Annotated in this window: 10 protein-coding genes; 9 read left to right on the forward strand and 1 reads right to left on the reverse strand. The window is 30.2% G+C overall.

Going from position 1 to position 11,481, the window contains the following annotated elements; all coding sequences use genetic code 11:
- Positions 1-152 precede the first annotated feature (152 nt).
- From IAA47_03620 to IAA47_03655, 8 genes are all read left to right on the forward strand, one after another.
- A complete protein-coding gene (locus tag IAA47_03620; protein MBU3842060.1) occupies positions 153-1,025 on the forward strand; it encodes an RluA family pseudouridine synthase in 873 nt (290 codons plus the stop codon).
- 210 nt (positions 1,026-1,235) lie between these two features.
- Positions 1,236-2,243 (forward strand): type I glyceraldehyde-3-phosphate dehydrogenase, encoded by a 1,008-nt coding sequence (gene gap, locus IAA47_03625; protein MBU3842061.1) that lies wholly within the window; start codon positions 1,236-1,238, stop codon positions 2,241-2,243.
- A gap of 98 nt (positions 2,244-2,341) precedes the next feature.
- Positions 2,342-3,541, forward strand: a complete 1,200-nt coding sequence (locus IAA47_03630) for a phosphoglycerate kinase (protein MBU3842062.1) — start codon at positions 2,342-2,344, stop codon at positions 3,539-3,541.
- A 148-nt stretch (positions 3,542-3,689) separates the two neighbouring features.
- Complete coding sequence (locus IAA47_03635) at positions 3,690-3,959, forward strand: metalloregulator ArsR/SmtB family transcription factor (GenBank protein MBU3842063.1); 270 nt, start codon at positions 3,690-3,692, stop codon at positions 3,957-3,959.
- Between the two features lie 43 nt (positions 3,960-4,002).
- Entirely contained in the window at positions 4,003-4,371 is a 369-nt protein-coding gene (locus IAA47_03640) for a TM0996/MTH895 family glutaredoxin-like protein (GenBank protein MBU3842064.1), read from the forward strand.
- 70 nt (positions 4,372-4,441) lie between these two features.
- Entirely contained in the window at positions 4,442-5,464 is a 1,023-nt protein-coding gene (locus IAA47_03645) for a permease (GenBank protein MBU3842065.1), read from the forward strand.
- A gap of 13 nt (positions 5,465-5,477) precedes the next feature.
- On the forward strand, positions 5,478-7,088 hold the full coding sequence (locus IAA47_03650) for an FAD-dependent oxidoreductase (protein ID MBU3842066.1): 1,611 nt from the start codon (positions 5,478-5,480) through the stop codon (positions 7,086-7,088).
- A 95-nt stretch (positions 7,089-7,183) separates the two neighbouring features.
- Positions 7,184-8,377, forward strand: coding sequence for a coenzyme F420-0:L-glutamate ligase (locus tag IAA47_03655; protein ID MBU3842067.1), 1,194 nt, complete (start codon positions 7,184-7,186; stop codon positions 8,375-8,377).
- Between the two features lie 201 nt (positions 8,378-8,578).
- Here the strand turns inward: IAA47_03655 and IAA47_03660 are convergent, their stop codons facing one another.
- Positions 8,579-9,289 carry a queuosine precursor transporter gene (locus IAA47_03660; protein ID MBU3842068.1) on the reverse strand — a complete coding sequence of 237 codons (711 nt, stop codon included), beginning with the start codon at positions 9,287-9,289 and terminating at the stop codon, positions 8,579-8,581.
- Between the two features lie 415 nt (positions 9,290-9,704).
- Between IAA47_03660 and IAA47_03665 the strand changes: the two genes are divergently transcribed.
- Complete coding sequence (locus IAA47_03665) at positions 9,705-11,090, forward strand: aminopeptidase (GenBank protein ID MBU3842069.1); 1,386 nt, start codon at positions 9,705-9,707, stop codon at positions 11,088-11,090.
- Positions 11,091-11,481: the final 391 nt, after the last annotated feature.

An 11,481-nucleotide genomic window follows, 5' to 3' on the forward strand; every position in this document is an offset into this window, starting at 1 on the left:
GATATTTTTATTAAATATATATTGAACTTTTATATCAATAGAGTATATTCTACAAAGTTATAAAAAAATATTATAAAATTTTATTAACATTTTTCATTAATTATAGTAAAATATATATGAATAACTATTGAAAACTTGAAAGGAATCAGTTGATGAAAAAATATATAATTGAACCAGAGTATGATGGATATGAGATAGGAACATATTTAAAAGAAACTAAAGGATATTCTGGAAGAGGATTGAGAAATTTAGAGATATATCTAAATGGAAAGAGAGTAAAAAATAATAGTAAAAAAGTTAGAAAACTCAATAGACTACATATAAGGGAGAAGGAGAAGGAAACTGGTATAAGACCAATGGATATCCCTATAAAGATAGCCTATGAGGATAAAAATTTACTTTTGATAAATAAAGATCCGTATATAATAGTTCATCCTACTCAAAAGAAAGTAGATAAAACACTAGCCAATGGAGTAGTAAACTATTTTTTACAAACAACAGGAAAAGTTATGGTACCAAGATTTTATAATAGACTTGATATGAATACATCTGGTATAATAATAGTGACTAAAAATGCCTATGCTCAATCCTATTTACAGGAAAAAGGTACTGTAAATAAGTTTTATCAAGCTATAGTTTTGGGAATTGTAGATAGAGATGAGTTTTTAATAGATAGACCTATCGGAAAAATTGGTGATGAACTTAGAAGAGTTGAGCTTCAACCTGAAGATGGTGGACAGAGTGCTCAAACAAAGATAAAAGTTTTAAAAAGATTTCCAGATAAAAATTTAACACTTATTGAGGCTGAGTTACTGACTGGAAGAACACATCAAATAAGAGCACATATGGCATTGGAAGGGTATCCACTATTAGGGGATGAACTTTATGGTGGAAGTGATCCAAGAGCTAATAGACAGATGCTTCATTCATATAAAACAGAGTTTTCTGATGTAGAGACTGGAGAGTTAAAAAGTATAGAAGTTGAGCTACCAGAAGATATGAGAAAACTTCTTGAAATAGAGTAGCGTTCACTCTAGAAAAATATAGTAAAGTTAAATATTACATAGAAAATTGTCTGATTAAAAAATAATCGTAAAAAGATGAAAAATAACTCTAATGAAATTATTATAAAAGAGTTAATTGACAAAAAATTGAACTTGTTATATATTTTATGTAGATAATAAAAAACATAAAATATTTTTACATAGTTAAATAAAAATTTAGGAGGAATAGAAATGGCAGTTAAAGTAGCAATTAACGGATTCGGAAGAATCGGAAGATTAGCATTAAGATTAATGATAGGAAACCCTGAGTTTGAAGTTGTAGCAATCAACGACTTAACAGATGCAAAAACTCTTGCACACTTATTCAAATATGACTCAGCTCAAGGAAGATTCGATGGAACAATCGAAGTAATCGAAGGTGGATTCTCAGTAAACGGAAAAACAATAAAAGTAGTAGCAGATAGAGATCCTAAAAACTTACCATGGGGAGAATTAGGAGTAGACGTAGTTCTTGAGTGTACTGGATTCTTCACATCAAAAGAAAAAGCATCTGCACACTTAGAAGCAGGAGCTAAAAAAGTAGTTATCTCTGCACCAGCAACTGGAGATCTTAAAACTGTAGTTTACAACGTAAACCACAACATATTAGATGGAACAGAAACAGTTATATCAGGAGCTTCTTGTACAACTAACTGTTTAGCACCTATGGCTAAAGTATTAAACGACAACTTTGGAATCGTAGAAGGATTAATGACAACTATCCACGCTTATACAAACGACCAAAATACTCTAGATGCACCTCACGCTAAAGGAGATTTAAGAAGAGCAAGAGCTGCTGCTGCAAACATCGTTCCTAACACAACTGGAGCTGCAAAAGCTATCGGATTAGTAATCCCTGAATTATCTGGAAAATTAGATGGAGCTGCTCAAAGAGTTCCTGTAATAACTGGATCATTAACTGAGTTAGTAACAGTATTAGATAAAAAAGTAACTGTAGAAGAAATCAACGCTGCAATGAAAGCTGCTGCAAACGAATCATTCGGATACACAGAAGAGCAATTAGTATCATCTGATATCGTAGGAATCACTTACGGATCATTATTTGATGCTACTCAAACAAGAGTAATGACAGTTGGAGACAAACAATTAGTTAAAACTGTATCTTGGTATGATAACGAAATGTCTTATACAGCTCAATTAATAAGAACTTTAAAACACTTCGTAGAAATCTCTAAATAATTGATTATTAAATAGAGAAGAACTAAATAGAAATAGAATAGCGGAACTTAAGGGTTCCGCTTTTTTTAAGAATATAAGATTAACGGGAGGCAATCTAAATGGCTAAAAAAATAGTTACAGATTTAAACGTTAAAGGGCAAAAAGTATTAATGAGAGTTGACTTTAACGTACCTATGAAAGATGGAAAAATAACAGATGAAAACAGAATAGTTGCTGCATTACCTACTATAAAATATGTATTAGAAAATGGAGGAAGAGTAATAGCTTTCTCTCACTTAGGAAAAGTTAAAACTGAAGAGGATTTAGCTAAAAAATCTTTAAGACCAGTTGCTGAAAGATTAGCTGAATTATTAGGACAACCAGTTAAATTCATACCAGCTACAAGAGGAGCAGAATTAGAAGCTGCAGTAGCTGAATTAAAAGATGGAGAAATCATGATGTTCGAAAACACAAGATTCGAAGATCTAGATGGTAAAAAAGAATCTAAAAATGATCCAGAATTAGGAAAATACTGGGCTTCATTAGGAGATCTATTCGTAAACGACGCATTTGGAACTGCTCACAGAGCTCACGCTTCAAACGTTGGAATAGCTGCTAATATAGGAGAAGGAAAAACTGCTGCAGGATTCTTAATGGAAAAAGAGATCAAATTCATCGGAGGAGCAGTAGATAATCCTGAAAGACCTCTAGTTGCGATCTTAGGAGGAGCAAAAGTATCTGATAAAATCGGAGTTATAGAAAATCTTTTAGTAAAAGCTGATAAAGTTCTAGTAGGAGGAGCAATGATGTTCACATTCCTAAGAGCTCAAGGTAAAGCTACAGGAACTTCATTAGTTGAAGAGGATAAAATTGATTTAGCAAAAGAATTATTAGCTAAAGCAAATGGAAAATTAGTTCTTCCAATAGATACAGTAGTAGCAAAAGAATTCAACAACGATGCTCCACACAAAACAGTATCAGTTGATGCAATTCCAGCTGATGAAATGGGATTAGACGTTGGACAAGGAACAGTAGAATTATTTGCAAAAGAAATCTCTGGAGCAAAAACTGTTGTATGGAACGGACCAATGGGAGTATTTGAAATGCCTAACTTCGCAAAAGGAACTATCGGAGTTTGTGAAGCTATAGCTAACTTACAAGGAGCTACAACTATCATCGGAGGAGGAGACTCAGCTGCAGCTGCAATAAGCTTAGGATATGCTGATAAGTTTACTCACATCTCTACTGGTGGAGGAGCTTCATTAGAATACTTAGAAGGAAAAGTATTACCAGGAGTAGAATCTATTTCTAATAAATAATTAACTATGTAGTAAAAAAGGATGGCTTTTGCCATCTTTTTTTCTTTAAATATAGTTTTTAGTATTATTAATTAAATTATAAATCATATATTGACATATTGAAATGTATCGATGTATAATTAAAAGAGAAGAATGAAAGGAGAGATATATGCAAAGTTATGAAAATGTTGCAAAAATATTCAAAGCTTTTTGTGATCCTAATAGATTATTAATATTAGAGGTATTAAAGGATGGTGAGCAGTGTGCTTGTAAACTTTTAGAAAAATTGAATATCGGACAACCAACTCTTTCACATCATATGAAGATACTTTGTGATTCAGAGGTTGTAAATAGTGTTAAAATTGGAAAATGGACTCACTATTCTCTTAATAAAAAAAAGTTTGAAGAGGTAAGGAGCATTATAGAGAATATGATATAGTATTATATAAAAAATTAAAAATAGAATACAAGGAGGAATAAAAATGAGTATATTAAAGAAAATATTTGGCGGATGTTCTTGTGGAACAGAGGTGAAAGAGGAACCTAAAGTTCAAGAAACAGCTTGTTCATGTGGAGGAGCATGTCATGAAATAGTTGAAGGAAATAAGATGGAGATTAGAGTTTTAGGACCTGGATGTAAAAACTGCCATACACTTGAGAATAATACTCTAGAAGCTGTAAAAGAACTAAATATTGAGGCAACAATTTCTCATATAACTGACTTTGCAGAGATAGCTAAATATGGGATTATGTCAACTCCAGGATTATGGATTGATGGAAAAGTAGTATCTTATGGGAAAGTGTTATCTAAGGATGATATAAAAAGAATTTTAGAGAAAATAGTTAAGTAATAGAAGCTCCATAAGGAGTTTTTATTTAACAAAATAGATTGATAACTATCAATATAAAAAGGAGAGAATGATGGAAGTTATATTGAAAATATGGGGATTTATACAAAATCAAATATTAGGAATGCAATGGTTAAATTTATTGGTAGGAAATACATTAGAAAAATTGGGATTAGATAGAGATACACATCTATTTGGAGGGGTTCAATTCTTTTTTTATGATGTAATAAAGATAACAATTTTACTATGTTCATTAATATTTTTTATAAGTTATATACAAAGCTATTTTCCACCAGAAAAAAGTAAAAAAATAATAGGAAGATTTAAAGGTATATGGGCAAATATAATAGGAGCACTTTTAGGAACGGTAACTCCTTTTTGTTCATGTTCATCTATTCCACTATTTATAGGTTTTACATCAGCTGGATTACCGTTAGGAGTTACATTTTCTTTTTTAATATCTTCTCCAATGGTAGATTTAGGGTCTTTATTATTGTTAGTAAGCATATTTGGAGTAAAAATTGCAATTCTTTATGTAGTTCTAGGACTTGTAATTGCTGTAGTAGGTGGAACAGTAATTGAGAAACTAAAATTGGAAAATGAGATAGAAGAGTTTATCCGTAATGCTAAAAGTGTGAGTGATATAGAGCTAGATGTTCCAGAGTTAACTATAGCTGATAGAATTAAATTTGCAAAGGAACAAGTCATAGAAACATTTAAAAAAGTTTTTCCATACATACTAGTAGGAGTTGGAATAGGAGCTGCTATACATAATTGGATACCAGAAAACTGGATAATTGGAATTTTAGGAAGCAAAAATCCTTTTGGAGTAATTTTAGCAACTTTAATAGGGATACCAATATATGCAGATATTTTTGGAACTATACCAATAGCAGAGGCACTTTTTGCTAAAGGAGCTAATTTAGGAAGTATTTTATCCTTTATGATGGCAGTTACAACACTGTCTTTACCATCTTTAGTTATGTTACGTAAAGCTATAAAACCTAAGTTATTAAAAGTTTTTGTAGGAATTTGTATTATTGGAATAATAATAGTTGGATATTTTTTTAATGCTATGCAACAATTTATAATATAAATGGGAGTAGGATATGAAGATAGTAGTTATAGGAGCTGTTGCAGCAGGAACTTCAGCAATGGCTAAAGCAAGAAGAAATAGTGAAGATATAGAGATAGTATGTTATACAGCTGGAAAAGATATAAGTTACTCAGGTTGTGGAATACCTTATTATATAGAAGAGGACTATATAACGAGAAAAAACTTGACTCCAAGAGATGTTAAATGGTTTAAAGATAGATTTAATATAGATATTCATATTTCTCATAGAGTTGAAAAAGTAGATGTAGAAACAAAAAAAATTCTGATAAAAAATGAGATTACTGGTGAAGTATTTGAAGATAATTATGATAAGTTAATAGTAGCTAGTGGAGCTAGGGCAAGAGAACTAAAATTTAAAGGGGAAAATATCTTTTATACTAGAAGTATAGAGGATGCAGAGCAAATAAAAAAATTTATTGAGAAAGAGCAACCTAAAACAGCTATAATTATAGGTGGAGGTTTTGTTGGATTGGAGATGGTAGAGAGTATCGTTTCAAGAGGAATACAAACTACACTCATTGAACAGAAGGATAGATTAGGTGGAAGAATAGATAAGGATATCAGTAGAGTATTAGAAAGTTATTTAAAAAGTCAAGGAGTAAATCTTATATTAGAAGATTCTGTTGAAAATATTAATGGTAATAAGATACAAACCATTGGTGGAAAAATATTAGAGGGAGATTTAATAATAGGAGCCATAGGGGTGGTACCAAATACAGACTTTCTAGAAGGAGCGAGGATTGAGCTTAGTAAGGAAAAAGCCATTAAAGTAAATAAATATTTAGAAACAAATGTAAAAGATATCTATGCTATTGGGGATTGTGTACTTTCTTATTTGAGTATAACTGGCGAAGAAATTTATATGCCACTTGGCTCTACTGCTAATAAAATGGGAAGAATTTTAGGAGATAGATTGACTGGTGGGAATTTAGAATTTAAAGGTATACTAGGAACTTCAATATTTAAAGTTTTTAATCTTGTAGTTGGAAAAACTGGATTATCTCAGGAAGAGGCTGAAGAGAGAGGATACAGTATTGAGGTTATACACAATATAAAACCAAATCAGACTGAGTATCTAAAAAGTTCAAGAGAGATGCTGATAAAAGCTATTGCAGATAAAGAGAGTGGGAAATTATTAGGAGTTCAGATAGTTGGTGAAAATGGAGTAGATAAAAGATTAGATGTGTTTGCTACTCTTTTAACTTATGGAGCTACAGTAGATGAATTATTTCATATAGATTTAGCCTATGCTCCTCCCTTTTCAACTACTAAAGATCCAGTAGCCTATACAGGAATGATATTAGATAATGCCATAAATAGAAAAAATAAGATAATAACTCCTGAAAATTTAAAAAGTAATATTTCTCAATATGTGGTATTAGATGTTCGTTCTAAATCACAATATGATAAGGAGCATATAGAAGGAGCTATGAATATTCCTTTAGAAGAGTTAAGAGAAAGAATTGAAGAGCTTCCTAGAACTAAAAAAATAGTAGTTCACTGTAATAAGGGAACTACTGGGAATGCTGCTCAAAATATATTAATAAATAATGGATTTGAAGTATATAATCTTTCAGGAGGATTTAAAAATTATAAAAATTAAAAAAACACTATTTTTATTTAAAAAAATGATAATATTTTTTCAAAAATATGATATAATATTCTTGTGAAAATTTATGATAATAAAGGAGAAAAAGTATGGGAAGATTAGTAGGAACTATATCAAGAGGACTTCGTGCACCAATTATTAAGCAAGGAGATGATATATCTTTATTCACTGTGGATGCTGTTTTAGCTGCAGCTGAATCAGAAAATATCACATTGAGAGATAGAGATATAGTGGCTATTACTGAATCAATAGTGGCTAGAGCTCAAGGAAACTATGCTACAATTGATGATGTTGCAACAGATGTTAAAGAAAAATATGGAGAGAATACAATAGGACTTATATTTCCAATTTTAAGTAGAAATAGATTTTCTGTTTGTTTAAAAGGAATAGCAAAGGGAGCAAAAAAAATAGTTTTAATGTTTAGCTATCCTTCAGATGAGGTTGGAAACCACTTTATTGATTATGATATACTTGATGAAAAGGGAGTTAATCCTTGGACAGATATCTTAACTGAAGCTGAATTTACAGAAAAATTTGGAAATCCTATCCATGAATTTACAGGAGTTAATTATATAGAGTATTACTCTCAATTAATAAAAGAACAAGGAGCAGAAGTTGAAGTTATTTTTGCTAATAACCCTACTGCAATTTTAAAATATACTGACTGTGTATTAAACTGTGATATTCATACTCGTATGAGAACTAAAAAACTATTAAAAAAAGCTGGAGCTAAGATAGTTTATGGAATGGATGAGATCTTAACTAAATCAATAAATGGATCTGGTTATAATGCAGATTACGGATTATTAGGTTCAAATAAAGCAACTGAGGATAGTATAAAATTATTCCCACGTGATTGTAAAGAACTTGTTATAAAGATACAAGAGATGTTAAAGAAAAGAACAGGAAAAAATATAGAAGTTATGGTTTATGGAGATGGAGCATTCAAAGATCCAGTTGGAAAAATTTGGGAACTAGCTGACCCAGTTGTTTCTCCTGGATACACTGCTGGATTAGAGGGAACTCCTAACGAGATAAAATTAAAATACTTAGCTGATAATGATTTAGCTAATTTAAAAGGTGATGAGTTACAAAAAGCAGTTGCAGAAGCTATTAAGAGTAAAGACTCTGATTTAAAAGGACAGATGATAACTCAAGGAACAACACCAAGAAGATTAACAGACTTAATTGGATCTCTTTGTGACTTAACTTCAGGAAGTGGAGATAAAGGAACACCAATTATCTTAATTCAAGGGTATTTTGATAACTATATAGATGAATAAAATTGAAACTATTGCAATCTAAGAAATTAAGATAATTATAAATAATTCAAGAATGACTTTCGTTCAAAGAATAAAGAGCAAGTAGGCTTAGCTCACTAAAAACACAAAACTCGTTTTACTCAAACAGTTGTGTTTTTTAGTGTTTGCTTTCGCTGACTTGCTCTATTTGTTCTTTTCAATCTTCGTCATTCTTGAAATTTATTATATAACTTGTTCTATTAGATTTTTCTTTTTTAAATAGTGAGCTATATATACAAAAGGTGTATCACAAACAGCAACTAAAAACTTCATAAAGTATGTAGTTAAGAAAATTTCAATTAATACCTCTTTAGGATATACTCCATAGAAAGCAATAAGAGTGAAACAAGTATTATCTATAAGTTGACTAACCATAGTACTAGCATTGTTTCTTATCCAAATATGTTTAGGTTCACTATATTTCTTTTTCCAAAACTCATAAGCCCAAATATCATGTGTCTGGGAGATAAGATATGATATTAAGGAAGCTATTACTATTCTAGGCATAAAATCAAATACTCTTTTAACTCCATTAAAAGTAATAATTCCTTCCTCTACATTTGAAGGGGTAAAAGATACAGCAATCTGCATAATCAAAGTCATTGCAATAAGTGAGAAAAAACCTAAATAAACTGCTCTTTGAGCCTCTTTTCTACCATAGTTTTCAGCTAAAATATCTGTAACTAAAAAACCACCAGCGTAGAGTATATTACCTAGAGTAGTTCCAAATCCAAATAAGTCCACTAAAAGAACTACTTGAATATTAGCTAAGATAGTTGAAATTGGTATCCAAGCATAAAGTCCTATTCTTCCAAATTTTTTATAAGCAAAAAGGATTAAACCAAAATTGATAACCAACATACAGAACCAAAGAATCTCGTTTTTTAAAATCATATTCGCCTCCTAAAAATTTAATTTAAACTAGAAAAATAAAAAGAGCAGAAAAACTCCGCTCTTTAAAATAGATAATTATTTTAAAAATTTAGCCTAGTTTTTTATAGATGGTTTGTCTGTGTAGAACATCTCCTTGTAAATCAAGGGTTTATTTAATTTTTTACAGAAAATAGTATATATTAAAAAATATTAAAAGTCAAGTTAAGTTAAATGTAAAGATGAATATAAAATAAATTACTTATAAATTTCACATAGTTGTCATTGAAAAATTGTACTATTATATCATAAATCTTTCCCCAAAATATTTTATATAGATTAGTAAAATAAAAATCCCTTTTTCAAAAAATGAAGAGGGGTTTTTATTTTTTTGTGTTATACTAAAGAATATAAAATTACTCTAAAGGAGGAGTCTAAGGTGGAATATAAAGTTAAAAATGGTTGGAAAAAAGTAACAAATAAAGAGGAGATATTTCTTTTTTCAGAGGAGTATAAAAGCTTTTTAAATATTGGAAAAACTGAAAGAGAGTTTGTTAAAGAGGGAATTAAATTTGTTCAAAGTAAAGGATTTGTAAGTGCTGATACAAAGGATAAATTAGTTCCTGGAGATAAAATATACTATGTAAATAGAGAGAAAAATTTAGTTTTGGCAGTAATTGGAAAAGAGGATATAGAGAAGGGAGTTAACTATGTGGTATCACATATAGACTCACCAAGATTAGATCTAAAAGGAAATCCTCTATATGAAGAGTTTGAACTTGCTTATATGAAAACACACTACTACGGAGGAATAAAAAAATATCAATGGGCTTCAATTCCTTTAGCTATGCATGGAGTGGTTATACTAGGAAATGGAGAGAAAGTTGAGATCAAGATAGGAGAAAAAGATAGTGATCCTGTTTTCACTATTCCAGATGTTTTACCACATTTAGCATCTAAGATTCAAGGAGAGAGAAAAGCTGGAGAGGTATTAAAAGGAGAGGAACTTCAAATAATAGTAGGAAGTATTCCGACAACAGTAGAAGATGAAACAGTAAAATCACAGATAAAATATGCCGTATTAGAGATTTTAAATAAAGATTATGGAATGGTAGAAGAGGATTTTATTTCAGCTGAGTTAGAATTAGTATCAGCAGGATCAGCTAAAGACATAGGATTTGATAGATCTATGATAGGAGCCTATGGTCAAGATGATAGAATATGTGGATATACATCTATGAGAGCAATTACAGATATAGAAGAGATTCCTGATAAGACAGCTGTATGTTTCTTAGCTGATAAAGAGGAGATAGGATCATCAGGTAGCACAGGATTAAAATCAGATTATTTAGCATATATAACTGGAGATATAATTGAAAAGATAAAAGGACATTTTAATGAGATGATATTAAGAAGAGTTTTATGGAATTCTCAATCTTTATCATCTGATGTTAATGTGGGGGTGGATCCAATATTTAAAGGGGTACACGATATTCAAAATGCTGCAAAAATTGGATTCGGTGTAGTAGTAACTAAGTATACTGGAGCTAGAGGAAAGAGTAGTACCAACGATGCTGATGCAGAATATGTTGCTAAAATAAGAAAAATTTTAAATGAAGAGAATATTTGTTGGCAAATAGGAGAATTGGGAAAAGTAGATGAAGGTGGAGGAGGTACAGTGGCTATGTATCTTGCTCAATTAGGGATAAATACAATAGATATTGGACCAGCATTACTTGCTATGCATTCTCCATTTGAAGTCTCTTCAAAATTAGATGTTTTTGAAACATATAGAGCTTATAAAGCTTTTTATAAAAAAGGATAGTAAATAGATTTTAAATTTAGAGAAAAATTTTATTTTTATAAATTGTTTTTATGGTATAGAGCAGTTAATAAAATAAATTTTTCTCTTTTTTATCTAACTGAATATAATTTTAAAATTATAAAAGAGAAAGTAAAAACTATTGATTTTATTAAGTTGATAAAAACTAAATATAAAATAATGAAAAAAATTTAAAAAAAGTGTTGACGAAAAATATTATTTATGATATTATAATCTTTGTCCGCGAGAGAGCGGCACAGATAAATAAATAAGGACATTAGCAACAGAATAGAGAAAGACAATAAATGCAAACACAACAATAAATTGGTGTAATAAATAATCAGTAAATTTTACTGAGTTAAATAGATTGAACGAAGAGTTTGATCCTGGCTCA

Source organism: Candidatus Fusobacterium pullicola, assembly GCA_018883725.1.
Classification (GTDB): Bacteria; Fusobacteriota; Fusobacteriia; order Fusobacteriales; family Fusobacteriaceae; genus Fusobacterium_A; species Fusobacterium_A pullicola.

Coding starts and splice junctions, on each gene's coding strand:
- IAA47_03620 (MBU3842060.1), top strand. CDS start 153: ATGAAAAAATATATAATTGAACCAGAGTATGATGGATATGAGATAGGA.
- IAA47_03645 (MBU3842065.1), top strand. CDS start 4,442: ATGGAAGTTATATTGAAAATATGGGGATTTATACAAAATCAAATATTA.
- IAA47_03640 (MBU3842064.1), top strand. CDS start 4,003: ATGAGTATATTAAAGAAAATATTTGGCGGATGTTCTTGTGGAACAGAG.
- IAA47_03630 (MBU3842062.1), top strand. CDS start 2,342: ATGGCTAAAAAAATAGTTACAGATTTAAACGTTAAAGGGCAAAAAGTA.
- IAA47_03655 (MBU3842067.1), top strand. CDS start 7,184: ATGGGAAGATTAGTAGGAACTATATCAAGAGGACTTCGTGCACCAATT.
- IAA47_03650 (MBU3842066.1), top strand. CDS start 5,478: ATGAAGATAGTAGTTATAGGAGCTGTTGCAGCAGGAACTTCAGCAATG.
- IAA47_03635 (MBU3842063.1), top strand. CDS start 3,690: ATGCAAAGTTATGAAAATGTTGCAAAAATATTCAAAGCTTTTTGTGAT.
- IAA47_03660 (MBU3842068.1), bottom strand. CDS start 9,289: ATGATTTTAAAAAACGAGATTCTTTGGTTCTGTATGTTGGTTATCAAT.
- gap (MBU3842061.1), top strand. CDS start 1,236: ATGGCAGTTAAAGTAGCAATTAACGGATTCGGAAGAATCGGAAGATTA.